Genomic DNA, 25,736 nt, shown 5'->3' with positions numbered 1-25,736 from the left:
CGCGGGTGGTATCGCGGTCGCACCGTGCCTTGCGGACATTCCCCCTGCGTTGGACCTCCAGCGCGGGGTATCCGAATGAGGCGCATGCAAGACCAACCGCCCGGCGGCACGCCCGCGCCAGGGGCGACACGCGCAACGTCTATCAAGCCGGCAGGGTCTCAGCCGGCTTCCCACCTTTATCAAGCATCACGCCTTGTGTTGGCGCGGCGGCCTTCGGGTTGCGGCGCGGCGTTTGGCGTGACATCAAGAACAGCAATACCGGCGTAACACGCCGCGGGGAGAACGTATCGGATGCATCACGCCATCGACTTCATTCAGGACCTGGCCGTCATCATGCTGCTTGCCGGCATCGTGACGGTCATCTTCAACCGGTTCCGGCAACCGGTCGTGCTCGGCTACATCGTGGCGGGCGTGATCATCGGCCCGTACACACCGCCGTTTGCCCTCATACACGACGAGAAGACGATCGGCATTCTGGCCGAGCTCGGGGTCGTGTTCCTGATGTTCTCGCTGGGGCTGGAATTCAGCTTGCGCAAGCTCGCGCGCGTGGGCGTGACCGCGTTCGTGGCGGCGCTGACCGAGATCGTGCTGATGCTCTGGATCGGCTACGAGATCGGCCGCTTCTTCGGCTGGAAGGCGATGGATTCGATCTTCCTCGGGGCCATGCTGGCGATTTCGTCGACCACCATCATCGTCAAGGCACTCGACGAACTCGGCATGAAGAAGGAGCGCTTCGCGCAGCTCATCTTCGGCGTGCTGATCGTGGAAGACGTGCTCGCCATCGGCATGATCGCGTTGCTCTCGGGCATTGCCATCAGCGGCTCGGTCGATGCGGGCGAAGCCACGTTCACGCTGGGCAAGCTGCTGCTGTTCATGGTCGTGTCGCTCGTGGTGGGCATCTTGCTCGTGCCACGCATTCTCGGTTACGTGGCGAAGTTCAAGAGCGACGAGATGTTGCTCGTGGTGGTGCTCGGCCTATGCTTCGGCTTCTGTCTGCTGGTCATCCAGATGGGCTACAGCGTGGCACTCGGCGCGTTTCTCATCGGCGCGATCATGGCCGAAGCGCGGGAGCTGCACACCATCGAGCGGCTGGTCGCGCCACTGCGCGACATGTTCAGTGCAATCTTCTTCGTGACCATCGGGCTGCTGCTCGACCCGCACGTGCTCAGCACGTACATCGTGCCGATTCTGGTGATCACGGTGGCAGTGGTCGTGGGCAAGATCGTGTCGTGCGGACTCGGGGCGTTCATGTCGGGGCAGGATGGCAGAACCTCGATGCGGGTGGGCATGGGCCTGTCGCAGATCGGCGAGTTTTCGTTCATCATCGCGTCGCTGGGGCTGTCGCTGAAGGTGACGAGCGACTTTTTGTACCCGATTGCCGTGGCGGTGTCGGTCATCACGACGCTGCTCACGCCGTATCTGATTCGCGGTGCCGATCCGTTCACGGGCTGGCTCGGCCGTGTGATGCCGGGGCGTCTGTCGTACGTGCTCGGGCAATACACGCAGTGGCTGCAAAGCATTCAACTGACAGGCGACAGCGCGGCCATCGTGGGCATCGTGCGCCGCATTGTGGTCAGCGTGGCGATCAATCTGGCGCTGGTGGTGACGATTTTCCTCGGCGGGGCGTTCTTCTATCGTCGACTGGCGGAACTGATGTCGCCGTGGGTGCGTGACCCGAGTCTGCAAAGCGCGGTGGTCTGGGGCGGTGCGCTCGTGGTGTCGCTGCCGTTCCTGATTGCGGTGTATCGCAAGCTCAAGTCGCTTTCGCTGCTGCTGGTCGAGTTGTCGGTACCGCCTAGCCTGACGGGACGCTATACGTTGCAAGTGCGTCGCGTGGTCGCCGAGATTCTGCCGATTGCGGCGATGGTCGGCGTGATTCTGCTGGTGGCGGCGCTCTCGGCGAGCATTCTGCCGTCGACCGAGATGATCGTGCTGATCGTCGCCGGGACGGTGGTGCTGGCCGTTGTCATGCGCAGCTGGTTCGTGCGCATGCACGCCAAGCTGCAAATCGCGCTCAAGGAAACCATGGAGCACCAGCCGGAAAGCGATCACGGCGGTGGCCCGCAGGGCGGTGGTGGTTCGCACTGAGTGCACTGATTGAGGTGACTGGCGGCGCGAAGGAGTTTGCGCCGTAGCCGCCTAATAAAAAGCCCGCCGGAGTATGGTCTCCGGCGGGCTTTTTTTGTTCAGTGGCCTGACGTCATCCGCGTATTACGCCTCGCGCCTCTTCGATCTCGCGGGCCGCCGATCTCTCGATCTCACGACCGCTCGACCTCGCGAGTTCGCGACCCTACCCCTTGCGCGGCGGGAAGTCGAAGACCAGACACGTCGTCGTCGCGTGCGCGTACAGCGTGCCGTCCGGTCCGACGATGCGGGCTTCGGCAATCCCGACCTGACGCCCGACCTGAATCACTTTGCCTTCGGCGCGCACCAGCGGCACGTCGCGCGTGAGCGCACGCACCATGTTCGTCTTGAGTTCGAGCGTGGTGTAGCTGCGTCCGGCGGGCAAGGTCGAATGGATGGCACATCCGACGGCCGAATCGAGCAGCGTGGCGAACCAGCCGCCGTGGATCGAGCCCAGCGGGTTGTAATAGGGAAGTGCCGGCTTGCCCTGAAAGATCGCGTGACCGTCGGCGATGTCGATGGCGATGAATCCGAGCGTTTCGCTGATCGGCGGCATCGGCAGCTTGCCGTCGAACATCGCCTGAAAAATCTCATTGCCCGACAGGCCGATGACGTCCGATGGGTTCGCCACGCCATAACGCGCTGCGCCATCGCGCTCGACCCGTGCACGCACGGCGGCCTCGTCGGCTTCCCACTGGGCAAGCACCGCAGCGGCATCGGGTTTGACGGATTTCAGGGTGGGGGCACTCTGCGTCATGACGTCTTCCTCGTAACTTTTATGATGATAGGCATGTCAGGCGATTATAGAAGCGGTTTCGCATGACCGTGTATCACGGCGTTAGAGGGAAATGTCGACGCGGGGGCGGTGTGGGTACCGCACCCCGGAAAGCGCGCGATACCCATTTCAGCGTGCTTACGCTGCCTGTGCCTGATCGCGGCGGTACGTTGCCAGTTCGTCGATCGTGAGGATGGGCAGGTTGTGCAGTTCGGCAAAGCGCTCGATCTCGGCGCCACGCGTCATGGTGCCGTCCGGGTTCATGAGTTCACACAACACGGCGGCCGGCTTCAGACCGGCGAGCATCGCCAGATCGACCGAACCTTCCGTGTGGCCGCGGCGCGTCAGCACGCCGCCCGGCTGCGCACGCAGCGGAAACACATGACCGGGGCGCGACAGATCCGACGGCTTGGCGTCGTCGGCAATGGCAGTGCGAATCGTGGTCACGCGGTCCACGGCCGACACGCCGGTCGTCACGCCCTCACGCGCTTCGATCGTCACCGTGAACGCCGTGCCGTAACGGCTCTGGTTCTGGTCGACCATGGGCGGCAGATCGAGACGGCGCAGGGTTTCGTCGGGCAGGCAGAGGCAGACGATGCCGCTGCACTCGCGAATCAGCATGGCCATGGTGGCGGGCGTGATTTTTTCAGCGGCGATGATCAGATCGGCTTCGTTCTCACGGTCGAGATCGTCCATGAGAATGACGGGACGGCCCTCGCGCATCGCTTCGAGCGACGCGGCAAGACGCACTTCGACCGGCGGCAGATTGGCGAAAGCGGGGTAGGCCAACAGGTTGTCATCCGCGTTGGCGGCGGTGGCTGTCGAGGCTTGCGGTACGGCTTGGGTGTTGCGGGTGGTGCTGGCGTTGCTGGTATTGACGGACATGAAACGCTCCTCGCGTAAATAGATCGGGCGAAAAACGTTTCAGGGCATGCGAACGGACGTCACCATGGGACGGCATCCCATGGAGCGCGGGTATCGACGCATCTTCTCTCATCCGGACTATGACCGTCGGCTCTGGCTTCGCACCAGATCTGCTGACCCTGCCGGTGTTGCGAAAGCAACGGTGGCAAGCGCTCGCGGGCTCATGAGCGTGCAGCGCGAACTGCACCTCTCACATACCGCCGGTGGGGACTTTCACCCCGCCCTGAAGACGTGTATGCCAAGGACGCAGCGTGTCATGAATGCCATGAGTGCCCCAAAGGGCGGCGACTGCATCTTCAGCGAGACAAAGCGTAGCACAAGGTGCGGGAAGTCTGCTGAGGAGGCAGCGTTGACGGCGGGGGTATGCGGGGGGGAGGGAGGGCGTGTCCGTGAGGCGCGTGAGCCTCACGGATGTCAGGTAATGACGTTTAGTTGGTGCCTTTGACCGTATAGCCAGCATCGGCGATGGCCGCCGTCACTTCGGCCGGGGAGAGGCGGCTGTCGACATCGACACGGCCTGCGCCCAGATCCACATTGACCTTTGCGGCGGCGTCGCGCTCGGTGATGGCACGCGTGACGGCCTTGACGCAATGACCGCAGCTCATTCCTTCGACTTGTACTTGCATGATGTACTCCTTGAGTAACTGACCAACAGGTTCGAGGTTTGGGGAGTCCGGGGGCTTCCGTTGCTTCGGTATCCCTTCTGACGTGAACCGATCATAGACCTTCCTATAACGGGAAGCTCAAGCGATTTTTCAGCCCATTCGCGTGACGGGTCAGACGCGGCCCAAACCCGCGCGGTTCCGGTGGCGGTATGGTGATGGCTTGTCTTGCATCGTGTTCTCGCGGCTGGACCCCGCCGCTGCTCGGTAATCGCCCGCCAGAGGTTCACCAGCGGCCGCCGAGGCAATATGTCGCGGCGAGTTGCCGCAATATGCTTGACCTTCCTGTCATGGCAAGGTCTATGCTTCGACACATGATGACAGTGCTCATGGAGGCGCTCAAATGACTCAGAACTGGTCGGTCGGCATCGAAGGCATGACCTGCGCTTCGTGCGTGACGCGTGTCGAGAAGGCATTGCGGCGCGTCCCCGGCGTTGCCAACGCGACGGTGAACCTCGCCACGGAGACGGCGGCGGTGGAGGCATCGCCGGACGTGACGCCGTCGGCATTGCTGGGCGCCATGGAGCATGCGGTGAGCGACGCGGGCTATCAGGTGGCCGAGCAATCGTTCGAGTTGGCCATTGGCGGCATGACCTGCGCGTCGTGCGCCGGACGTGTCGAAAAAGCGTTGCGTGCGGTGCCCGGCGTGGTGGAGGCGAGTGTCAATCTGGCGACGGAGAAAGCCACAGTGCGTGGCGTTCGCGGCGCGGTGGATGCGGCCGTACTCACGGCTGCCGTGCAGAAGGCGGGCTACGAAGCGACGCCGGTCACCGACCCGGCGGCCGAGGCGGCCTCGCACGAGGGCCCGGCGTGGTGGCCGGTTGCCGTGGCGGCGCTGCTGTCGTTGCCGTTGTTGTTGCCGATGCTGCTCGAACCGTTCGGTGTGCATCTGATGCCGCCGTCGTGGGTGCAATTTCTGCTCGCCACGCCGGTGCAGTTCTGGCTCGGTGCCCGGTTTTATCGCGCGGGTTACAAGGCCGTGCGGGCCGGCAGCGGCAATATGGACTTGCTCGTCGCGCTGGGGACGTCGGCCGCTTATGGCCTGAGTCTTTACGAATGGTGGCGTGCGCCCGAGGGCAGCACGCCGCACCTGTATTTCGAAGCGGCGGCGGTCGTCATCACTTTGGTGCTGCTCGGCAAGTGGCTCGAGGCGCGCGCCAAGCGCCGTACGGTCGAGGCGATTCGCGCGCTGGCGGCGCTGCGTCCGGAGACGGCGCGTGTGCTGCGTGATCCGCATGGCGCGGCCAATGAGGTGAGCGTGCCGCTCGGTCAGGTGGTCGTCGGTGATTGGGTCATCGTGCGCGCCGGTGAACGGTTGCCCGTCGACGGCGTGATTCGCGACGGTGCGAGTCAGCTCGATGAATCGTTGCTGACCGGCGAGCCGTTGCCGATCGACAAAGCGGCAGGGGATACCGTCGTCGGCGGTTCGATCAACGGCGCGGGGACATTGCGCGTCGAAACGACGGCCGTGGGTGCCGATAGCGCGCTCGCCCGCATCATTCGCATGGTCGAAGACGCACAAGCGGGCAAGGCGCCGATTCAGCGGGCCGTCGACCGGGTGGCCGCCGTGTTTGTGCCGGTGGTGGTCGTGATCGCACTCATCACGTTGGTGGCCGGCTGGGCCTTGGGCATCGGCTTCGAAGCCGCCATGCTCAATGCAGTGGCAGTGCTGGTGATCGCGTGTCCGTGTGCGCTGGGGTTGGCGACGCCCGCCGCGATCATGGTGGGCACGGGAGCCGCTGCGCGGCAGGGCATTCTCATCAAGGATGCCGAAGCGCTTGAACTGGCGCATCGGGTGAGCGTCGTTGCCTTCGACAAGACGGGCACGCTGACCGAAGGCAAGCCACGTCTGGTCGCCTACTTGCCCGCATCGGGCGTGGAAGCACAAACGTTGCTGCGCTGGACGGCGGCCGTGCAGTCGGGAAGTTCGCATCCGTTGGCGAAGGCGGTGATCTCGGCCGCCGACGAGGCCGGTCTCGCGGGCAATGTACCGGTGGCGAGTGACATTGCGGCGTTGCCGGGGCGCGGCATGCGCGCTCGTATCACCGAGTCGGGCATGGCGCATGCGCTTCAGTTGGGCAATGCACGGTTGCTCGACGAACTGCATGTGTCGCAAGGCGAATTGGCGCAGGAGGCCGCACGGCTGGCCAGCGAAGGACGCACGGTGTCGTGGCTGGTGGATACGGGGCGCAATGTCAGTGGCAACGCGGGCGGCATCGGCGATGGCGACGCTCGGGCAAGTGCCGGTGTGAACCCTATCGAATCTCCCCGGTTGCTGGGTTTGCTGGCCTTTGGCGACACCGTCAAGGCCTCGGCGCGCGAGGCGGTCGAACGGCTGCACGCATTGGGCGTGCGCACGGTGATGGTGACGGGCGACAACGCGGGCAGCGCCAATGCGGTCGCGGCGGCGCTGGGGCTCGACGAGGTGCACGCCGACGTGTTGCCGGAGCATAAGGCGCAAGTCATTACGCAACTCAAGCGCGACGGCGCGGTCGTAGCGATGGTCGGCGACGGTATCAACGATGCTCCGGCACTCGCGGCAGCCGATGTCGGCATCGCCATGGGGTCGGGTACGGACGTGGCGATGCAGACCGCCGGCATTACGCTCATGCGCGGTGACCCGCTGCGGGTTGCCGATGCCATCGACGTGTCGCGCCGCACGTGGTCGAAGATCCGGCAAAACCTGTTCTGGGCCTTCGCGTACAACGTGGTCGGCATTCCGCTGGCGGCGTTGGGGTTGCTGAGCCCGGTGATCGCCGGGGCGGCGATGGCACTCAGCAGCGTGAGCGTCGTGAGCAACGCGCTGTTGTTGCGCCGCTGGCGTCCGGCAAATAGCACGGGTGTCACAACGACGGCGGTTGCGGGCGTGGGAGCGAACGGAGCGCCGGGGCAAGCTGCCCGGGCGGTGCCGGGCGATTTGCCCGGGCACACGCCGAACGGCGCATAATGAATCGATCAGGGGCGACGCACTGGGGGATCACGCCCGATGCGGCGCCCAGATCTCAACGTGACTTGAATTTCGCCGAAAGCGACCTCATCTGCTTGATATCGTCTGTCTTCCGGCGTCAGGTCCATGCTGCCGAATATGAATAGTCTGCATATCGCGAGTTACAACATCCACAAGGGCTTTTCCGCATTCAACCGTCTGCGGGTCCACGAGTTGCGCGCCGGGCTGGAAGGGCTCGCGCCGGATCTCGTGTTCTTGCAGGAGGTGCAGGGCATGCATCAGCGCCATGCCTCGCGCCACAGCAACTGGCCAATACAGCCACAGCACGAGTTTCTGGCGGGAGGTATCTGGCGCGACCACGCTTATGGGCGCAACGTGGTGTACGAGCACGGACACCACGGCAATGCCATTCTCAGCCGCTATCCGATCGTCAGATCGGACAATCACGACATCACCACCTATAGTTTTGAAAAGCGTGGCATGTTGCACTGTGAAATCGCGGTGCCGGGCTTGCGACAGCCTTTGCATTGTCTTTGTGTGCATTTGTCGCTGGCCGGGCCCGGACGGCGCCGTCAGTTCGACATGCTGGCGGAGCGGGTGGCAGACGGCATTCCGGCGGATGCGCCGCTGATCATTGCTGGCGACTTCAACGACTGGAGCAATCAGGCGGACCGGTTGCTCGCAGAGAAACTGGCGCTGACCGAGGTCTTTCAGAACCGGGTGGGGCGTCCTGCCCGTAGTTTTCCGAGCGGTTTACCGCTTTTACGGCTTGACCGCATTTACGCACGCGGCTTTGATATTGAAGGGGCGGAGGTGTTGCATGGCCGCCCCTGGTCGAGAATCTCCGATCATTCGCCCATCAGCGCCCGGCTTATGCCGTCGGATGATGAGAAGGCGTCAATGAATGGTGCTTCCACCCCGCCGTTCAACCCTCGATCCCCCCTGTGAGGCAGCTATGAACATCGGACAAGCGGCGCAGGCCAGCGGTGTGACGGCCAAGATGATCCGGTATTACGAAAGTATCGGCCTGATGCCGCCGAGCCCGCGCTCCGACGCCGGCTATCGGCGTTATGGCGAGCAGGACCTGCATCTGCTGCGTTTCATTCGCCAGTCGCGGCGGCTGGGTTTCGGCATCGATCAGATACGCCAGTTGCTCGCGCTCTGGCAGGACCGTGGGCGCTCCAGCGCACAGGTCAAGGCGCTCGCGCAGTCGCATGTCGACGAGCTGAATCAACGTATCGGGGAATTGGTCGCGATGCGCGACACGCTCTCCCATCTGGCCGTGCATTGCCATGGCGACGATCGTCCCGACTGCCCGATTCTCGAGGGCATTGCCGCCGCTACCTTGCCGACGCCTGCCACGGCATCGACAGCATCGGCTGCATCGATGCCGGTGACGTCATCGGCCGGGGGCGCCAGTGCGGTGGCTTCCGCCGCTGGCGCAGCGAATGTGCCGGTGCAGCAAGCCGCGGCGTCAGAGAACACCACTGGGGCGCCATCCGGGACGTCAGGCAAAGACGGGGACGCTCAGGCGTGCCATGTGCCACAGGGCTAAGCCGGCCGGCGCGGCGCCGCCAAGCGCTCGCACATCGCCCCAGACGACTCATGATGCGCCGCAACAGCGGCGCTTTTTTTGATCTGTTGTTTTTTGATCGGCACCCCGCGACGGACTGCCGCAGGCGATTTTACAGGGCGTGAAAAATCATTATCTATATGATTTTTAAGAAATTAATTTGGAATCGACTGTATTCGAAGTGACGCTCTAGCAGAATTTGTGTGGTTTTCACATATCGGGGCTAACCCTTTACGGGAAAACCCTATATAATGCGAAGCACTGCTGCGATGCAGCACACTAAATGAATTGGAGAAACGTCATGTTTGCCGCCCTGTTTGAAGTCGTGAACACTTGGTTTGAAACCGCAGAACGCCGTCGTCGTGAATCGTTCCTGGCTGAGTCGAAGGACATCATTGAGCTGGAACAACGTATCCGCGCGCTCGAAACCGCCGGTTACTAAGTAGTTAAGCAGCTAATCAGCCGCTAAAAAGTAGTCAAGCAAGTCCTTCCGGACGAACGGTCGTCGCTGGCGCAATCAGGCTGGTCGATCGTCACATTGGGCGATTCCCGTCATCGTTGTGATGACGTGCGACAGCGCCCCAGCCGTGAGTCCGGATGCCATGTCCTCGCAGTTCCGGGACTGGCTCACGCAATAGCCCGCCAATTGGCGGGCTTTGTCGTTTACGTCTCCGGCAACACCTCCCACGCCTCTCCTGCGAACGCTGTCGCACACAGCCAACGCATCCTGCTCAACGGTCCGGTGAGCATTTCCATCATCACCCACCGAAACACGCGTATTGCCTGACCTCCCATAAATAACAGGCTCACTGAGTTGTATTTGAGTAATTGATAACAGTAATGATTCTCATTAAACTTCGGGCGAGTTGAGCTGTCGCGTGAAAAATACTGTCGCGAGGGCTGGCTCCAAGACGTCGGTGTTGTCGGCGGCAGCGCGCTTTGTCGTATGAAGGCCGCCGCCGACGAAACGCTTCCAGTCCCGGTGGCCTCGCTTGCCGGGACGTATTCTTCAAGTCGTACCCCTTCATGTCTGACTTCACCAGTTTGTCTCTGCCGACGCGTGTTGCACGCGGTCGCGCTTTTGCGTCCGCCGCTGCCGGTGCACGCTACCCGGTGCTGCGCCCGACGGTTGCCGCTGTCACGCTGGCGTTCGGCTCGCTTGTGTTCTCTGCGGGTGCCATCGCGCAATCTGCGACGCCCAATGCCACAGCACAGAACGACGTGGCGTTGCCCGCCGTCACCGTGCAGGGTGCCCGCGAAGCCTCGCCGAATGATCCGCCGCCCGCGTATGTCGGCGGTCAGGTGGCGCGCGGCATGAGCTTTGGCGTGCTGGGGAATCAGAACAATCTCGACGTGCCGTTCAGCATGAGCGCGTACACGTCGAAGATGATCGAGGACCAGCAGGCCCGTACGCTGGCCGACGTGCTGGATAACGATCCGTCGGTGCGCATGTCGCGGGGCTTCGGCAACTTTGCGCAGACCTTCGTGATTCGTGGCTTTACGCTCGCCGGCGACGACATTTCGCTCAACGGTCTCTACGGCATCACGCCGCGTCAGTTGGTATCGACCGAAGCACTTGAGCGCGTGGAATTGTTCAAAGGCGCCAACGCGTTTCTGAACGGTGCGTCACCGGGCGGCTCGTCGATCGGTGGCGGCGTGAATCTTCAGCTCAAGCGTGCGGAAGACACACCGCTCACGCGCGTGACGGTCGACACCAGTGGATCCGGTGAGCTGGGGGCTCATGTGGACGTCGGCCGCCGCTTCGGCAGTGAGGGCCAGTTCGGTATTCGCGTGAATCAGGCCGTGCGCGATGGCGAGACGTCCGTTGACCGCGAGCATTCCAACTCGAATACCACTGCCGTGGCGCTCGACTGGCGCGGCGACAAAGTCCGCGTGTCGGCCGACTTCCTGTATCAGAAGGAACACATCGGCTCGGGCCGCGCGCTGTACAACTTCTCGGGCAATGTGCTGCCCCCGCCTCCGGCAGCCACGTCGAACTACGCCCAGTCGTGGAGCTACACCACGCTGGAAGATAACGTCGGTATCGTGCGTGCCGAGTACGACTTCCTGCCGAACTGGACCGCGTACATCACCGGTGGCGTGCGTCACACCAACGAGAACGGCGAGTACTCGAACCCGACGTGGAAAGGCTCGCCCAGCACGATTACCGCCACGCGCCTGAACGCACCGCACCAGGAAGACGCGCTCTCGGGTGAAATCGGCGTGCGTGGGCGCTTCACCACCGGCCCGGTGTCGCATTTCGTGAGCGCGGGTGTCTCGGGCACGCGCCTCGATTCGCAGTCGGCCTACACGTATGCGGGGGCGTTCTCGACGAACTTCGTCAACCCGCCGCAGGTGCCGTATCCGGCCACCACGCTCAAGGGCGGCAATCTCGACGATCCGCAGACCACGGCACTCACGTTGCTGCGCAGCGTGGCAGTGTCCGATACGGTGGGCTTCTTTAACGACCGCGTGCTGGCGACGGTGGGTGTGCGTCATCAGTCCATCGGCGTGAACAACTACGGCTACACCGGTGTGCAGACGCTGGCGTACAACGACTCGATCACCACGCCGGTGTTCGGTCTGGTGTTCAAACCGTGGCAGAACGTGGCCTTCTTCGCCAACCGCAGTGAAGGGTTGGCGGCGGGCTCGACCGCGCCGCAGGGCACGAACAACTATGGCCAGTCGCTGCCGCCGTACCGCTCGAAGCAGTACGAATTCGGCGCGAAGTACGACACTGCGCGTTTCGGCGCATCGGTGGCGTTCTACCAGATCGAAAAGCCGTCGGCGTACACCAACGCGGCCAACTTCTACGTGGCCGATGGGTCGGAGCGCCATCGCGGCGTCGAAGCCTCGGTGTACGGCAGCCCGGTCAAGGACGTGCGCGTGATTGCCGGCGTCTCGTACATCGACGGCGAGTTGCTCAACCAGTCGAGCGCGGCCACCAATGGCAATCGTCCGGTGGGCGTGCCCACGTTCCAGTACAACCTCGGTGCCGAGTACGACGTGCCTTGGGTGCCGGGCCTCACGCTCAATGCCCGCTGGATTCATACGGGCCGCGAGTATGCCAACATTGCGAACAGCGCGTCGATTCCGGCGTGGGACCGCTTCGATCTGGGGGCTCGCTACGCTATGCAGATCTACGGCAAGCCGACGACGTTCCGCGTGAGCGTGCTCAACGTGACGAACAAGGCTTACTGGTCGAGCGTGTCGTCGAGCAACTACCTGACGCTGGGTGCACCGCGCACCTTCCTGATGTCGATGACGACGGACTTCTGAGTTGACCGTCGCGTTGCCCCTTCTGCCACACTGACGACGGAAAACGCAGTCGACACAGTCGCGCCCCGGTGCTGTTCGCAGCCCCGGGGCGTTTTATCGTCTGGCGGTCGCGTTTGATCACTTCTCGATGCTGAATTCCGTGGCCATGGCCGCACCGTTGGCGAGCGACGGCACGCCGTAATACTTGTCGCCGACCTTGAACATGAACCGGCACCAGTTCTCTGTCAGCGAGCGCCACTCCAGATTCACGCAGTAAGAGCCGTTGTCATTGACTGACCACGTGCCGGTGGCGTGAGCGGTCTGCACGGTGCGGGTGGTGGAGCCGATGCCGCCTTTGTTATCGGTGGTGGCGTTGAGCGAGCCATCGGTCTCGTTGACCCATTTGCGCGTGCTGCCGTTGTTGAGCAGGTTGGTGATGTGCGCGCCCGGCATCAGCGAACGCAAGTCGTCGACGGAGAGTTGCTGCCCGTTGGCTTGCTTGATGTCGGACAAATGCATCGGGTCGGCGTGTGCGACGGGCGACAGGGCACAAAGGCAGAGCGCGGCGAGTGAGCCGAATGCGCTGAATGCGCTGAACGTGAGGGCAGTGCGGGGACGGTGACTGAAGCGGAAGATGCTGATGAAGCGAGTGATGAGGCTGAACATGGTGACTCCCGGACGAAACCTGAGCACGACGCCTGCGCACATAAACCCGTGCCAACGCACGCAAACACGCGCGTGAGCGCGTATCGACGGCGGTGTATGGCATACGGCGTATGGCGTCTTGCGATGCATTCCCGCGCTTGGGCGCGCGGTGTGGCTATCGGTCCGGGTAATGCGTGTGTTGCGTGTAATGCGTTATCACTATAGGCGCCGGCAGGCGTGAGCCCAATCCGGCGCAACCCGGGGACGGCGCAGTACGCACCACCCCGGGGCAAAACATACGAGCGCGAGACGTGCTTAGTCCGTGCCGTATTTCGGCGAGCGAGGGCCGTAGAGCATGCCATTCGGACGACCCGCCGAAAGCAGCCGTGCGTTGGCCGTACCGGCGACAGAATAGCCGGCATTGGTCACGCTGTTGATGACTTGCTTGAGGGCTGCCGTGACCAGCATGCCGATCAACCCGCCGCCGCTGCTGTTGCCGCCTTCGTTGTTGGATGCCGACGCGGTGCCGCTCCACAACTTGGCGCCCGTGCGCAGATCGACGAGTTCTGCCGATGCCGTGACCACCGTCGCACTGTCGAGCACCATGTACTTGGTGCCGTACTGCGAAATCTTGATGTAGAGCGCCGCGTCGGCCCCAAAGATTTCATGCAGCTTGGCGGGGCTCACCTGATGAATGTCGCCGGCGACCGTCAGGCCGTTCTGGCGAAACGATTCGTCGACGAGCGTCACCGGCAGCACGTAGTAACCGGCTTCGGCCAGCGGCAGCGTCACTTGCGAGAGCACGCTGTAGGTGGCGTCGATGTCGGGCGACTCGTTCAGCGGCGGCAGCACCACGATCGACTTCGGCTTGCTCTGCTTGAACGCGGTGTAATCGTACTTGGTCTGATTCACTGCGCAACCGGTCATGAGGGCAGCCAGCGCGGCCACCGTCATCCATTTGAGAACACGGGCGATCATTGCTTCACCTCGGGGGTCTTGGTCGTTTGGGAAGTCTTGGGCGTCTTGTCCTTGAGCAGGAAGTCGATGTAGCCGGCCGACTCAGGGAACAATTGCTTTTCGGTCTGGAATTCCTCGACCATCTTGTCGGACTTGCCGACCGAGGCGTAGAGCAGGCCAAGGTGTGCGTGATAGCCCGGCGGCACGGCGTTGTTGGCGGCCTTGATCTTCTCGAGGTCACGCTCCAGCGCGATGATCTGCGCTTCCTTCGATTCGCCCTTGAAGTATTCGTAGACCTGCGGCTGGTAGCCTTCCCAGTCGTACAGGGGCTTCGGCGCGGTGGCACAGCCGGTGAGTACGGCGCCACCGAGGGCGGCGGCCATGGCGGCGCGCCCGAATGAGAACTTGCGTTGCATGGTGATGGAGTCCTGATGAACGTGTCTGCGTGCGGTGTCACAAGACGCGCCGGCTTGCACGTGGCGTGCGAAGCCGGCGTCGTCAGTGACAACGCCGGTGACATGCTGCAAATGGAATTGGGGCTGGCTTACTTGCCGGGCTTCCAGGCGCCGCTTTCGATGCCGGTCACCAGGTTGTTCACGGCTTCGCGCATGGCGAGGTCGAGGACCTTGCCGTTGAGCGTCGAGTCGTAGCCTGCCGTACCGCCGAAGCCGATCACTTCGCGATTGGACAGCGCGTATTCGCCCGCACCGCCGCTCGAGTAGACGACTTCCGAGGTGGCGATATCCACCACGTTCAGGTTCACCTTGGCGTACGCAATCTGTTCGCGGCCACGGCCGAGAATGCCGAAGAGCTGCTTGTCGCCCACTTCCTTGCGGCCGAACTCCACGACGTCGCCGGTGATCACGTAGTCGGCGCCCTTGAGCTTCTGCTGCGTCTTCTTGATGTCGGCTTCCTGACGGATCTCGGCCATGTTGTCGCGGTCGAGCACGTTGAAGCGGTTGGTCTGTTGCAGATGCGTGATCAGAATCGTCTTGGCCTGACTGCCGAGGCGATCGACGTTATCGGAAAAGACACCACGCATGTAGGCGGAGCGGTTGTCGAACTTGCCCACGGCGATCGGCGTACGCACGCCGACGAACGGACGGCTGGCGCTTTCGACCTTGGCAACTTCAACGGAGCGCGAGCTTTCGGTGGCGCAACCGCCGAGTACGCCGATGGCGAGCATGGCGGCCGCGGCGATGCCCGGCAGCGCGATGCTGAACTTCTTGTTTTGCACGGTGATACCCCTGTAGATGTCCTGGCGCCCGGCAGGCGGTGTGCAACGGCACAGTCGCGGCGGGCGCTGATTTCCTGGTTCGCTGGCTGCCTTACCGACTTCTGCTTTTTTATAAAACGGCATTGGTAAGGGGTGCTGATCTTAGCACGCAGATTTGGGGTGCTGGGGGTGACGAGCATCGCTGTTCTCTTGGCGATACACTCGCACCACCCGTGTTCCTATTTTCGAAAGGAGCGTTGCCATGGCAGACAGTGAAGCCCGTCCTCCGTTTCCGCCGTTCACCCGCGAGACGGCCATGCAGAAAGTGCGAATGGCCGAAGATGGCTGGAATTCGCGCGACCCGGCGCGCGTCGCGTTGGCGTATACCGCCGACAGCCGTTGGCGCAACCGTGCGGAGTTTCCGCGAGGCCGCGACCAGATCGTCGAGTTCCTGACGCGCAAGTGGCAGCGCGAGCTGGACTACCGGCTTATCAAGGAGTTGTGGGCGTTTACCGAAAACCGGATTGCCGTGCGCTTCGCCTATGAGTGGCGGGACGATTCCGGTAATTGGTTTCGCTCCTACGGCAACGAGAACTGGGCGTTCGACGCGCAGGGGTTGATGGCCGAGCGCCACGCGAGCATCAACGACACCCGCATCGCCGAGCACGAGCGGCTGTACCACTGGCCGCTCGGCCGCCGTCCCGACGATCACCCCGGGTTGAGCGATCTCGGCTTATAGGTGTCAGGCCTGCTTAGGCGTTTTAGCCTGTTCAAGTTGGGCGCGGTTTAGGCATCTACCCAGAAATGGCGATGCGTTTATCGGCATAGGTACGCAACTAAGTGTTTGCACGCCTGCGCCACGTCGTTCTCTCAATCCAACCCGACGATCAGCAGCAGGTTCGTCGCGGTAATCACGATGAACAGCGCCCACGCAACGACTTGCGTGGGCCGCCCGATCGTATTGCCCTGCATCACGCGCGGGTCGCTGACCGAGCGGATGAGCGGCCACATCGCAAACGGCAATTGCAGACTGAGCAGCACCTGACTCCACACGAGCAATTTGCCGACGGACCCATCACCCAGCCACAGCACACCGATCAACGCGGGAATGAGTGCGAGTCCGCGCGTGATCAGACGTCGCTGATAGCAGGGGATCTTCATGTGCAGAAAGCCGTCCATGATGACTTGGCCGGCGATTGTCCCGGTGAGCGTGGAGCTTTGGCCCGAGGCGAGCAGGGCAATGCCGAAGAGGAAGGCTGCCGCGCTGCCCGCAATGGGCGTAATGAGCTGATAAGCCTGTTCGATATCGGTGACGCTCGTCTGGCCGCTGGCGTGGAAGACCGAGCCCGCGAGGATGAGGATGGCGGCGTTCACGAACATGGCGATCACGAGCGACACCCACGTATCGATGCGCACGAGCGCGAGCGTGTCGCGGAAGTCGCCACGTTTGCCGCCGACCACGCGTCGTGTCTGCACGATCGACGAGTGCAGGTAGAGGTTGTGCGGCATGATCGTGGCGCCCACGATACCGAGGGCCAGCACGATGGCATCGCGCCGGTCGTGGCTGGGGGCGCCGGGCACGAGTCCGGCGGCCACGGCGTGCCAGTCGGGCGGCACCATCGCCACTTGCGCGACGAAACAGAACGCCATGGTGGCGATGAGCCCGAGCACGATGGCTTCGATCTGCCGGAAGCCTTTGCCTTGCAAGCCGAGCACGATCATCGTGTCGAATGCGGTGAGCACGATACCCCACGCAATCGGCACACCGAGCAGCAGTTTGAAGGCGAGGGCGCAGCCGAGGACTTCGGCGATATCGCAGGCGATGATCGAGACTTCCGCCGTGACCCATTGCACGATGCGTCCGGCGCGGCCGTAGCGTTCATAACTGGCCTGAGCGAGATCGCGGCCGGCGACGAGGCCGAGCCGGGCCGCGAGCATCTGGAGAAAGATGGCGGCGATGCTCGAGAGCGCGACGACCCAGAGCAGCGAATAGCCGAATTGCGAGCCTGCCTGAATATCGGTGGCCCAGTTGCCGGGGTCCATATAGCCGATGGCGACGAGCAGGCCCGGGCCGGCAAACCGTTTGAGTTTGCGCCAGCGCGATTCGCTGGCGTCGATCACGATGCTGCCTTTGACTTCGGCGGGACAGAACGGCGCAGTGGCAGTGGTCGGCAATGGCATGAGGGGGAGGGTGAGAGCGCGCGATTGACGACGAGCATACCGGTACGCCGGTGTTGTGGCGACCCTCAGTATTTCGCTTGAATGGCGCTGACGTTTGCCAGAGAATGCTCAGTGCTCGAATAACGGGGGAACACAATGAGCAAGGTTACGGGATCGGTTGCGGTGAATGAAACAGGGTCGAAGCGCAAGCGTGCGCTTGGGATTTATGTGTTGGCACTCTTCGTCGGATGGCTGATTGCCGAAGCCATTCAAATGTTCACCGGCCGAAGATCGGAAATGCATGCGGTGCTGCCCTTTGGCTTGTTCTTCTTGTGGGCGACGCTCTTTGCCGGCGCGCTGTTCATCAATACGCTCGGTGTGCTCGGCAAGCTATTCGGCGGTGGCTGGGCTCGTCTCAAGGGAGATCGGTATTACGGGGAAGAGATTCCGCTCGTGAGCTGGTTGCGCGAGCCGAGTGGGTTCTTCGCGATTGTTCTGCTTCTTACGCCGAACACCATCCTCTGGCTGAAGTCTGCCTTCTAGCCCTGGCCTGCGCCCGGTCGCATGCTTTGATTGACTGGCGTGCGCATCGCTCGACTGGCTGAAATTGCCGGCTGAAGTTACCAACAGACGATAAAGCCCCGCCGCATCGGGGCTTTGTCGTTTTTATCGGCACTCATCGACACCTCTTCAACACCCACACAGACACGCCAATAGCGTTCTACCTGCTATACTGTATATCCATACAGTATTTTGGTGTGTCATGACCCTGCCGCTCTCCTCTTTGCCCGCCGGGCTGTGGCGTGCCAGTGAACTGGCGCAATACCACCGAGCCGGCCAACCGACAGGCTTTGCCGCGCTCGACGCGGAGCTGCCCGGGGCCGGCTGGCCGCATGGTGCGGTGACCGAGTTGTTGAGCGAACGTCCGGGCATCGGTGAGTGGCGGCTGCTGGCGCCGGCCCTGCGCGATCTCACGCAAGCGGGCCAGCCAGTGATGGTCATCGCACCGCCGATGTTGCCGTATGCCCCGGCGCTGGCGGGGTGGGGCATCGATCTGCGCTGGCTGAGCGTGGTGACGCGCCCGGAGCGCAATGCGCCCCGATCAACACCGGCAACGCGAACGTCCACACGGACGACCACACGAACGGCAATACGAACGGCAGCAGGAACGACGACACGCGCGCGCAGTGTTCGCGCAGAAGATCGCGACATGCTCTGGTGTGCCGAGCAGGCACTCAAGAGCGCGTGCTGCGGGGCCGTACTGGCATGGCTGCCGGCAGCGACGCCCGAGCAAATCCGGCGGCTTCAGGTGGCTGCGGGCGGGGGGGACGCACTCGCGTGGGTCATGCGTCCGCCGACGGCAGCGGCCACCGCGTCTGCCGCGCCGCTAAGGCTTGGGCTGAGCGTGGGCGAGGACAGCCGCCTCGGCGTGCAATTCCACAAACGCCGGGGACCACCGCGTACTGAGCCGATCTGGCTGACACTGCCTGCGCCGTATGTGCGTGCGGAACACCCGACACAGCCGGTGGCCGGGGACGATGCCGCCGTACCGTTGGCCCCACGGCCAGCGCCTTCATCGGCACCTTCTGCGGTGCCTTCTGCCTCTGCTTCCGGAGTTTCGCATGGCTTGCTGGATCGCCCTGCACCTGCCATTTCTCGCGCTCGAGATCGCCTCCCCGCCAACGCGGGCTGACGTCGACACGACGGTCGTGCTCACGCAGTCGCGCGTCTGGCAGGCGAGCGAGGCGGCGCAGGCGGCGGGCGTACAACCCGGCATGCGTCGTGGCGGCGTGCTCGCGCTGTTGCCACACGCCCGATTTCACGAGCGCGACGAAGCCGCCGAGACCATCGCGCTCGAAGCCTTGGCGCTGGCGTTGTTGCGTTTCGGTCCTGATGTCGCGATCGCGTCGCACCAGTGCGTGCTGATCGACGTCGCGCCGAGCCTGCGCCTGTTCGGCGGTCTGGCGTCGCTGGCGGCACAGGTGCTCGACAGTGCGGATGCTCTCGGGCATCGCGCGTCGCTGGGTGTCGCGGCGACGGCCAGCGCAGCCGCACTGTTGGCACGTGCCGGCGACAGGGGGGAGGCCCCAGTACTCACCGGGACGCTCCCCCCGTGTTTGCCACCGCCGCTGGCAGCGCTGCCGCAGCAACTCGATCCGTTGTCCGTGGCGTTGCTGCCCGAGGCGCAGCCATGGCTCGACTGGCTGGCGCAGATCGGTTGTGCAACGCTGGGCGAATTGCGTGCACTGCCCGCTAGCGGCATGCGACGCCGCTGCGGCGCGGCGTTACCGGCGTCGCTCGCACGGGCTTATGGCGAAACCCCCGAAGCCCCGGACTGGTATCGCGCACCGCCGCACTTCGAGGCGGTGCTGCCGCTGCCCTCGCTTACGCACGACGTGGAAGTCCTGCTGTTTGGCTTGCGCCGCTTGCTCGCACAACTCACTGGCTGGCTGACGGCCGGGCAACTGGCGACGCGTGCCCTCACGCTCGTGCTTGAGCATGAGCCGCTCGGGCGTCACACGCTTGAGCCGACGCGTTTCGACATTCGGCTGGCCGAGGCGAGTGCGGCGCCGGCGCACCTGCTTTCGCTGTGTAAGGAGCGATTGGCACGTTCGCCGCTGGTCGCGCCGGTGCTTACGTTGCGGCTGGATGTCACACAAACCGCAGCACACGTGCCGCTAAGCGGCAGCTTGTTGCCCGAGCCGGGACGCGCCCGGCAGGATTTCGTGCAACTGATCGAGCGCATGGCGGCGCGTCTGGGCGACGAGCATGTGCGGCGGCTGCAAGTGCGTGGCGACCATCGGCCTGAAGCGGCGTTTGCGAGCGTGGCTTATGGTGCGGGCGGGGCGGCGACAGCGGGTTCGCGCGGCGAGATCCCGCTAGGCATCGCCCATGGAGAAGCGGCGGCACGCGCGGCGCGTGCGCCATTGCCGCCTCGCCCAGCGTGGTTGCTCGATGCGCCGCAGCGTCTCATGGTGCGCGACGAGCGTCCGTGGCGGCAAGGGCCGTTGCAGTTGGTCAGTGGCCCCGAGCGCATCGAGGCGGGGTGGTGGGAGCCGGGCACGGTCACGCGCGACTACTTCATCGCGGCCGATACCACCGGGGCCTTGCTGTGGTTGTTTCGCGAGCGCCCCGTCCACGGGGCGGATGCCGCGTGGTATCTGCACGGTCTGTTCGGCTGAACGAGCCGGAACGAGCCTGAACGAGCCTGAGCGAGCCGGAAGGGTGTTTTCATGGATATCGACGATTTCTTGCCTTGGCAGGGGCCAACCGAAGGCCTCGCCGCCAACGATGACAGTGCTGACGATGCGGTTGCCAAACCCACGGCGCCGGTCGACCCGCGTGCGGCCGACGACGGCAGCTTGCCCGCGTATGCCGAACTGCACTGCCTGTCGAACTTCTCGTTTCAGCGCGGGGCATCGCATCCGGAGGAACTGGTCGCACGCGCGGCGCATCTGGGCTACACCGCACTGGCGATCACCGATGAATGCTCGCTCGCGGGCGTGGTGCGGGCATTGGCCGAGGTCGTGCAGCATCCGTCGGTATCGCTCATCGTCGGCAGCGAATTCCGGCTGACACCAGAGGCATCGGACATCCCCTCGTCAGACCTTAGCGCACTGGGCACCGTGCATCTGGTGGCACTCGCCCAGCATCGCGAGGGCTACGGCAATCTCTCCGAGATGATTACGCTCGGGCGCATGCGTGGCCCGAAGCGTGGCTATCGGCTGCATGCGCGCGACTTCAGTGCGCCGGACGAAGCGCAGGCGCATCTGCGCGGTCTGCCCGGTTGTTTGTTGATTCTCGTGCCCGATGCCGACGCGAGCGCAGCGCAGATCCTTGCGCAAACCCGCTGGGCAGCGGCGGCCTTCGGCGAGGGGCGCGTGTGGCTTGCGCTTGAGCGCCGTCATCGGGCCGACGACGAAGCCCATCTGGCGAAACTGCGCGCTATCTCGACCGAGTGCGGCGTGCCACTCGTCGCCACCGGCCACGTGTTGATGCATGTGCGCTCACGTAAGCCTTTGCAGGACACGCTGACCGCCATCGGGCTGGGTCAGCCGGTGCAGACGTGCGGGCTGGCGCTCACGGCCAACGCGGAGCAGCACCTGCGAGCGCGTTTGCGGCTTGCATGGCTGTATCCAGCCGAGGCGCTTGCCGAGACGATTGTCATTGCTTCGCGTTGCCATTTCGATCTGCGCAGTCTTCGCTACGAGTATCCGGAAGAACTGGTGCCGGCCGGCCACACGCCGCCGACCTATCTGCGTCAGGAGGTCGAAGCCGGATTGAAGCGCCGCTACCCGGGGGGCATTCCGCAGAAGGTTCGCAAGATCATCGAAGACGAGCTCAAGCTCATTGGCGAGCTCGAATACGAGCCTTATTTCCTGACGGTCTACGACATCGTGAGCTTCGCGCGCAGCGTGAACATCCTGTGTCAGGGGCGCGGCTCGGCGGCCAACTCGGCGGTGTGCTATTGCCTTGGCATCACCGAAGTCGATCCCGATCAGGTGAAGTTGTTGTTCGGGCGGTTTCTGTCGAAAGAGCGTAACGAGCCACCCGATATCGACGTGGATTTCGAGCATCAGCGGCGCGAAGAGGTCATCCAGTACATCTACAACAAATATGGCGTGGACCGTGCCGCGCTGGCGGCCACCGTGATCAGCTACCGCATGCGCAGTGCGGTGCGCGATACGGGCCGGGCACTGGGTATTGATCTGTCGATCGTCGAGCAGGTCGCGCAGAGCCAGCAGTGGTGGGATGGCCGCGAGAATCTGCTCGCGCGGATGGCGGCGCAGGGGCTCTCGCCCGATGCGCCGACCACGCGGTTATGGGCGGATCTGGTCGCGCGGCTGATCGGCTTTCCGCGTCACTTGTCGCAGCACGTGGGCGGCTTCGTGATCTCGCGCGACAAGCTCTCGCGGCTGGTGCCGATTGCCCCGGCGGCAATGGAGAAGCGCTACGTCATTCAATGGGACAAGGATGACATCGACACACTCAAGCTGCTCAAGGTCGACGTGCTGGCGCTTGGCATGCTCAGTGCGTTGCGCCGCACGCTCGATCTGCTGGGTGCGTGGCGCGGCGTGCCGATGACGCTGGCCGATATTCCGAAAGAAGATCCGGCGACGTACGGCATGATTCGCCGCGCCGACACCATCGGCGTGTTCCAGATCGAATCGCGTGCGCAGATGAGCATGCTGCCGCGTCTGAAGCCGGATAAGTATTACGACCTTGTGATCGAAGTCGCGATCGTGCGGCCGGGGCCGATTCAGGGCGGCATGGTGCATCCGTATCTGCGGCGAAAGCAAGGCAAGGAGAAGGTGGAGTATCCGCGCGAGGAGATCAAGGCGGCGCTGGAGCGCACGTTGGGTGTGCCGATTTTTCAGGAACAGGTGATGCAGGTCGCGATGATTGCGGCCGATTTCACGGCCGGCGATGCCGATCAGTTGCGACGGTCGATGGCGGCGTGGCGGCGCAAGGGCGGGCTTGAGAAATTCCAGACGCGGATCATCGACGGCATGTTGAAGAACGGCTATCCGCGTGATTTTGCCGAGGCCATCTGCCGGCAGATCGAGGGCTTCGGTGAGTATGGTTTTCCGGAGAGTCACGCCGCGAGTTTTGCGTTGCTGGCGTATGCGAGTGCGTGGCTGAAATGCCATGCACCGGAGATGTTTTTGTGCGGCTTGCTCAACAGTTTGCCGATGGGGTTTTATTCGGCGTCGCAACTGGTGCAGGATGCGCGGCGGCATCGGGTGGAAGTTCGTCCGGTCGATGTGTGCGTGAGCGATGTCGACTCGCTGCCCGAGGCGCGCATCGGGCGCTATGGCAACGCGCGGCGTCCGGCGGTGCGGTTGGGGTTGTCGCTGGTAAAGGGATTGTCTGGCGAGGGTGCGACGGCGATTGAGCGGGCGCGCCGGCAACGGCCGTTTACCGACATCGACGATCTGACGGCGCGCGCGGCGTTATCGCGGCACGATCTCGATGCGTTGGCGGCGGCCGATGCGTTATCGGGGCTGCTGGGCAGCCGGCGTCAGGCGCGTTGGGCGGTGGCAGCGTGGCAGCCCCCGACGCCATTGCTGGGGGCGACGGCCTTGCGCGACGCCGTGCCGGGGAGTGCCGGCGAGCGGGTGGTGTTGCCACCGATGCTGGAAGGGCAGGACATCGTGGCGGACTACGCGAGCACAGGGCTGACGTTGCGCCGGCATCCGCTGATGTTGTTGCGCGAGAAGCTCGAGAAGATGCGCGTACGTACCGCGAAGGAATTGCAGGCGGATGCGGTGCATGGGCGGCGGGTAAGAACGGCGGGGATCGTGACGGGACGGCAACGGCCGGGCACGGCCAACGGTACGGTATTCGTATCGCTGGAAGACGAGACGGGCATCATCAACGTGATCGTGTGGCCCGATCTGGTCGAGACGCAACGCAAGGAATTGCTGGCGTCGTCGTTACTGGGCGTGGAAGGGGTATGGCAACGCGAGGAGCGCGTGATGCATCTGGTCGCCCACCGCCTGATCGATCTCTCGTCGATGCTGGGCGAGCTGACCATCTCAAGTCGGAATTTTCATTGAGGGGTTTTCGATAGGATGGAGCTTTCGCGGTATCGCGATCGATTCCGCAATGTTTCCCGGAGACCCAGCATGACCCGACAAATACCTTTGGCGACACCGGGCGAGATCCTCATGCAGGATTGGCTCGGCCCGATGGGCCTCTCGCAGTACGCGCTCGCGAAGGCGATCAGCGTGCCCCCTCGCCGTATCAATGAGATTGTGCTCGGCAAGCGGTCGATTTCTGTCGATACTGCACTGCGACTCGGCGCGTTCTTCGGCGTCGATGCGCAGAGCTGGCTGAATCTGCAAAATCACTATGACGCTGAAATTGCCAGAGCGGAAATCGCCGACGAGCTACGCGAGATCAAGCGCAACGCCAAGCATCTTCTGGCGGCCGCCTGAGCCAGAAATCAACAAGGGGGCACGCATGCCCCCTTATTCATTCCGCTGCTTCCGCCACAGCCATCAATGCGCCGCGTCCGCCTGCCGGCCGGCTTCCTGGGCGAGCGCGCTGGCTTCTTCTTCGCTACGCAGCCCGTTGAAATGGAAGTTGAGCAGCACCGCGCTGATCGACGCCAGCAGAATGCCGCTGTGGAAGAACGGCGCCAACGCATGCGGCAGCTTCATGAAGAACTTGTCCGATGCCACCGGAATCATGCCCACGCCGATGCTGATCGCGATGATGTACAGGTTGTAACGGTTCTTCGAAAGATCGACGGTCGAGAGAATCTTTACGCCCGTGGCCGTCACCATCCCGAACATCACGATCCCCGCGCCACCCAGCACGAACTGCGGCACCGATGCGACCACGTGCGCCACCTTCGGGAACAGTCCGAGCGCGATCAGGATCAACCCGCCCATCGCACACACCCAGCGGCTCTTCACGCCCGTCACGCCAACCAACCCCACGTTCTGGGAGAACGAGGTGTACGGAAACGTGTTGAAGACGCCACCGATCAGCGTCCCCAGCCCATCGACCCGCAGGCCGCGCACCAGCGTCTTCTGATCGACCGGGCGCCCCACGATGTCGCCCACGGCGAGAAACATGCCGGTCGATTCGATGAACGTCACAAGCATCACCAGCGTCATGGTGGCAATGGCAATCGGGTCGAAGCGCGGCACGCCGAAGTGGAACGGCATGACGAAGCCGAACCACGCCGCTTCGCTCACGCCCGTGAACGACACTTTGCCCAGCGCCACCGCGATCAGGGTGCCGAACAGAATGCCGAGCAGCACGGCAATGTTCGAGAAGAAACCCCGTACGTATTTGGTGATGAACAGAATGCACAGCAATACGGCAAACGACACGCCCAGATAGAGCGGATTGCCGTAGTCGGGGTTGCCGAAACCGCCCGCCGCCCAGTTGATCCCCACACCCATGAGCGAAATGCCGATCACGGTAATGACCGTGCCGGTCACCACCGGCGGGAATAGCCTCAGCAACTTCCCGATGAATGGCGCAATGAGAATACCGATGATGCCCGCCGCAATCGTCGCGCCGTAAATATCGAGCAAGCCGAGGTCGGGGTTGGTGCCGATGGCGATCATCGGGGTCACGGCCGTGAAGGTCACGCCCATCATGATCGGCAGGCGCAGGCCGAAGATCCACAGGCCGAGCGTCTGGATCAACGTGGCGATACCGCAGGCAAACAGATCGGCATTGATCAGAAAGGCAATCTGGTCGACCGACATCTTGAGCGCGCCGCCGATGATCAGCGGTACTGCCACCGCTCCCGCATACATCACCAGCACGTGTTGCAAGCCCAGCGTGAACAGCTTGGGGAGCGGCAGGCGCTCGTCGACCGGATGCACCGGTGCAGCTGCGGCAGTTTGCGTCATGTCTTCTCCTGATCCGACGTTACGGTGGGACATCGTTGTGTTACATGGCGAACCGAGCGTAAATTTTTTATTGACGGACAGCGAGTGCAGTCAAAAACAAGCCGGTGCGGCAGCGCG

At 63.4% G+C, this 25,736-nt stretch carries 20 protein-coding genes, 1 pseudogene and 1 riboswitch; of the genes and pseudogenes, 12 read left to right on the top strand and 9 right to left on the bottom strand.

Going from position 1 to position 25,736, the window contains the following annotated elements:
• Positions 1-291: 291 nt before the first annotated feature.
• A complete protein-coding gene (locus CDV46_RS01995) occupies positions 292-2,088 on the top strand; it encodes a cation:proton antiporter (RefSeq protein ID WP_087686696.1) in 1,797 nt (598 codons plus the stop codon).
• Positions 2,089-2,290: 202 nt separating this feature from the next.
• Here the strand turns inward: CDV46_RS01995 and CDV46_RS01990 are convergent, their stop codons facing one another.
• The 3 genes from CDV46_RS01990 to CDV46_RS01980 all read right to left on the bottom strand — a co-directional run bounded on the left by CDV46_RS01990 (position 2,291) and on the right by CDV46_RS01980 (position 4,449).
• Positions 2,291-2,881, bottom strand: coding sequence for a PaaI family thioesterase (locus CDV46_RS01990; protein WP_087686697.1), 591 nt, complete (start codon positions 2,879-2,881; stop codon positions 2,291-2,293).
• A gap of 156 nt (positions 2,882-3,037) precedes the next feature.
• Entirely contained in the window at positions 3,038-3,784 is a 747-nt protein-coding gene (gene ribB / locus CDV46_RS01985) for a 3,4-dihydroxy-2-butanone-4-phosphate synthase (protein ID WP_087721664.1), read from the bottom strand.
• A gap of 96 nt (positions 3,785-3,880) precedes the next feature.
• A riboswitch (FMN riboswitch) is annotated at positions 3,881-4,058 on the bottom strand.
• A 193-nt stretch (positions 4,059-4,251) separates the two neighbouring features.
• Positions 4,252-4,449 (bottom strand): heavy-metal-associated domain-containing protein, encoded by a 198-nt coding sequence (locus CDV46_RS01980; protein ID WP_087686699.1) that lies wholly within the window; start codon positions 4,447-4,449, stop codon positions 4,252-4,254.
• Positions 4,450-4,828: 379 nt separating this feature from the next.
• Here CDV46_RS01980 and CDV46_RS01975 point away from each other — a divergent pair, with 379 nt between their 5' ends.
• The 5 genes and pseudogenes from CDV46_RS01975 (at position 4,829) to CDV46_RS01955 (ending at position 12,284) form a co-directional block, all read left to right on the top strand.
• Positions 4,829-7,432 carry a heavy metal translocating P-type ATPase gene (locus CDV46_RS01975; RefSeq protein WP_087721663.1) on the top strand — a complete coding sequence of 868 codons (2,604 nt, stop codon included), beginning with the start codon at positions 4,829-4,831 and terminating at the stop codon, positions 7,430-7,432.
• A 126-nt stretch (positions 7,433-7,558) separates the two neighbouring features.
• On the top strand, positions 7,559-8,380 hold the full coding sequence (locus CDV46_RS01970) for an endonuclease/exonuclease/phosphatase family protein (protein WP_064675050.1): 822 nt from the start codon (positions 7,559-7,561) through the stop codon (positions 8,378-8,380).
• A 7-nt stretch (positions 8,381-8,387) separates the two neighbouring features.
• Positions 8,388-8,768 (top strand): annotated as a pseudogene (cueR, locus tag CDV46_RS27320) (Cu(I)-responsive transcriptional regulator); the annotation flags it as partial.
• Between the two features lie 538 nt (positions 8,769-9,306).
• Positions 9,307-9,447, top strand: a complete 141-nt coding sequence (locus CDV46_RS01960; protein WP_087686702.1) for a DUF3563 family protein — start codon at positions 9,307-9,309, stop codon at positions 9,445-9,447.
• Positions 9,448-10,031: 584 nt separating this feature from the next.
• Entirely contained in the window at positions 10,032-12,284 is a 2,253-nt protein-coding gene (locus tag CDV46_RS01955) for a TonB-dependent receptor (RefSeq protein ID WP_087721662.1), read from the top strand.
• A 117-nt stretch (positions 12,285-12,401) separates the two neighbouring features.
• On the opposite strand, the gene CDV46_RS01950 is transcribed toward CDV46_RS01955, so the two are convergent.
• The 4 genes from CDV46_RS01950 to CDV46_RS01935 all read right to left on the bottom strand — a co-directional run bounded on the left by CDV46_RS01950 (position 12,402) and on the right by CDV46_RS01935 (position 15,051).
• Positions 12,402-12,929 (bottom strand): DUF995 domain-containing protein, encoded by a 528-nt coding sequence (locus CDV46_RS01950; RefSeq protein ID WP_087721661.1) that lies wholly within the window; start codon positions 12,927-12,929, stop codon positions 12,402-12,404.
• A 294-nt stretch (positions 12,930-13,223) separates the two neighbouring features.
• Positions 13,224-13,886: a DUF799 domain-containing protein gene (locus tag CDV46_RS01945; RefSeq protein WP_087721660.1), complete on the bottom strand. Its 663-nt coding sequence runs from the start codon at positions 13,884-13,886 to the stop codon at positions 13,224-13,226.
• Positions 13,883-14,281 (bottom strand): DUF4810 domain-containing protein, encoded by a 399-nt coding sequence (locus CDV46_RS01940; protein WP_087687203.1) that lies wholly within the window; start codon positions 14,279-14,281, stop codon positions 13,883-13,885. Before CDV46_RS01940 ends, CDV46_RS01945 begins: the two co-directional genes overlap by 4 nt.
• Positions 14,282-14,409: 128 nt before the next feature.
• Entirely contained in the window at positions 14,410-15,051 is a 642-nt protein-coding gene (locus CDV46_RS01935) for a CsgG/HfaB family protein (RefSeq protein WP_087687206.1), read from the bottom strand.
• 292 nt (positions 15,052-15,343) lie between these two features.
• On the opposite strand from CDV46_RS01935, the gene CDV46_RS01930 reads away from it, so the two are divergent.
• Positions 15,344-15,820 (top strand): nuclear transport factor 2 family protein, encoded by a 477-nt coding sequence (locus tag CDV46_RS01930; RefSeq protein WP_087686705.1) that lies wholly within the window; start codon positions 15,344-15,346, stop codon positions 15,818-15,820.
• Positions 15,821-15,951: 131 nt separating this feature from the next.
• On the opposite strand, the gene CDV46_RS01925 is transcribed toward CDV46_RS01930, so the two are convergent.
• Entirely contained in the window at positions 15,952-17,262 is a 1,311-nt protein-coding gene (locus tag CDV46_RS01925) for an Nramp family divalent metal transporter (protein ID WP_087687208.1), read from the bottom strand.
• A 135-nt stretch (positions 17,263-17,397) separates the two neighbouring features.
• Here CDV46_RS01925 and CDV46_RS01920 point away from each other — a divergent pair, with 135 nt between their 5' ends.
• From CDV46_RS01920 to CDV46_RS01905, 5 genes are all read left to right on the top strand, one after another.
• On the top strand, positions 17,398-17,784 hold the full coding sequence (locus CDV46_RS01920) for a hypothetical protein (protein WP_087721659.1): 387 nt from the start codon (positions 17,398-17,400) through the stop codon (positions 17,782-17,784).
• A 220-nt stretch (positions 17,785-18,004) separates the two neighbouring features.
• Positions 18,005-18,934, top strand: coding sequence for a damage-inducible protein (locus CDV46_RS27020; protein ID WP_176398985.1), 930 nt, complete (start codon positions 18,005-18,007; stop codon positions 18,932-18,934).
• Entirely contained in the window at positions 18,864-20,423 is a 1,560-nt protein-coding gene (locus CDV46_RS01915; protein WP_176398984.1) for a Y-family DNA polymerase, read from the top strand. Before CDV46_RS27020 ends, CDV46_RS01915 begins: the two co-directional genes overlap by 71 nt.
• 51 nt (positions 20,424-20,474) lie before the next feature.
• Positions 20,475-23,801: an error-prone DNA polymerase gene (locus CDV46_RS01910; protein ID WP_087721657.1), complete on the top strand. Its 3,327-nt coding sequence runs from the start codon at positions 20,475-20,477 to the stop codon at positions 23,799-23,801.
• Positions 23,802-23,870: 69 nt separating this feature from the next.
• Positions 23,871-24,182 (top strand): HigA family addiction module antitoxin, encoded by a 312-nt coding sequence (locus CDV46_RS01905; protein WP_087686709.1) that lies wholly within the window; start codon positions 23,871-23,873, stop codon positions 24,180-24,182.
• A 63-nt stretch (positions 24,183-24,245) separates the two neighbouring features.
• Here the strand turns inward: CDV46_RS01905 and CDV46_RS01900 are convergent, their stop codons facing one another.
• Positions 24,246-25,619, bottom strand: a complete 1,374-nt coding sequence (locus CDV46_RS01900; protein ID WP_058377848.1) for a nucleobase:cation symporter-2 family protein — start codon at positions 25,617-25,619, stop codon at positions 24,246-24,248.
• Positions 25,620-25,736 lie beyond the last annotated feature (117 nt).

Source organism: Pandoraea sp. PE-S2T-3 (assembly GCF_002179965.1).
GTDB lineage: Bacteria > Pseudomonadota > Gammaproteobacteria > Burkholderiales > Burkholderiaceae > Pandoraea.
The sequence above is the reverse complement of the archived record's forward strand: the minus strand, read 5'-3'. Positions and strand labels throughout refer to the sequence as shown.

Excerpts from the sequence above, each read along its gene's own strand:
- CDV46_RS01995 (WP_087686696.1), top strand. The coding sequence starts at position 292 with ATGCATCACGCCATCGACTTCATTCAGGACCTGGCCGTCATCATGCTG.
- CDV46_RS01990 (WP_087686697.1), bottom strand. The coding sequence starts at position 2,881 with ATGACGCAGAGTGCCCCCACCCTGAAATCCGTCAAACCCGATGCCGCT.
- ribB (WP_087721664.1), bottom strand. The coding sequence starts at position 3,784 with ATGTCCGTCAATACCAGCAACGCCAGCACCACCCGCAACACCCAAGCC.
- CDV46_RS01980 (WP_087686699.1), bottom strand. The coding sequence starts at position 4,449 with ATGCAAGTACAAGTCGAAGGAATGAGCTGCGGTCATTGCGTCAAGGCC.
- CDV46_RS01975 (WP_087721663.1), top strand. The coding sequence starts at position 4,829 with ATGACTCAGAACTGGTCGGTCGGCATCGAAGGCATGACCTGCGCTTCG.
- CDV46_RS01970 (WP_064675050.1), top strand. The coding sequence starts at position 7,559 with ATGCTGCCGAATATGAATAGTCTGCATATCGCGAGTTACAACATCCAC.
- CDV46_RS01960 (WP_087686702.1), top strand. The coding sequence starts at position 9,307 with ATGTTTGCCGCCCTGTTTGAAGTCGTGAACACTTGGTTTGAAACCGCA.
- CDV46_RS01955 (WP_087721662.1), top strand. The coding sequence starts at position 10,032 with ATGTCTGACTTCACCAGTTTGTCTCTGCCGACGCGTGTTGCACGCGGT.
- CDV46_RS01950 (WP_087721661.1), bottom strand. The coding sequence starts at position 12,929 with ATGTTCAGCCTCATCACTCGCTTCATCAGCATCTTCCGCTTCAGTCAC.
- CDV46_RS01945 (WP_087721660.1), bottom strand. The coding sequence starts at position 13,886 with ATGATCGCCCGTGTTCTCAAATGGATGACGGTGGCCGCGCTGGCTGCC.
- CDV46_RS01940 (WP_087687203.1), bottom strand. The coding sequence starts at position 14,281 with ATGCAACGCAAGTTCTCATTCGGGCGCGCCGCCATGGCCGCCGCCCTC.
- CDV46_RS01935 (WP_087687206.1), bottom strand. The coding sequence starts at position 15,051 with ATGCTCGCCATCGGCGTACTCGGCGGTTGCGCCACCGAAAGCTCGCGC.
- CDV46_RS01930 (WP_087686705.1), top strand. The coding sequence starts at position 15,344 with ATGGCAGACAGTGAAGCCCGTCCTCCGTTTCCGCCGTTCACCCGCGAG.
- CDV46_RS01925 (WP_087687208.1), bottom strand. The coding sequence starts at position 17,262 with ATGCCATTGCCGACCACTGCCACTGCGCCGTTCTGTCCCGCCGAAGTC.
- CDV46_RS01920 (WP_087721659.1), top strand. The coding sequence starts at position 17,398 with ATGAGCAAGGTTACGGGATCGGTTGCGGTGAATGAAACAGGGTCGAAG.
- CDV46_RS27020 (WP_176398985.1), top strand. The coding sequence starts at position 18,005 with ATGACCCTGCCGCTCTCCTCTTTGCCCGCCGGGCTGTGGCGTGCCAGT.
- CDV46_RS01915 (WP_176398984.1), top strand. The coding sequence starts at position 18,864 with ATGGCTTGCTGGATCGCCCTGCACCTGCCATTTCTCGCGCTCGAGATC.
- CDV46_RS01910 (WP_087721657.1), top strand. The coding sequence starts at position 20,475 with ATGGATATCGACGATTTCTTGCCTTGGCAGGGGCCAACCGAAGGCCTC.
- CDV46_RS01905 (WP_087686709.1), top strand. The coding sequence starts at position 23,871 with ATGACCCGACAAATACCTTTGGCGACACCGGGCGAGATCCTCATGCAG.
- CDV46_RS01900 (WP_058377848.1), bottom strand. The coding sequence starts at position 25,619 with ATGACGCAAACTGCCGCAGCTGCACCGGTGCATCCGGTCGACGAGCGC.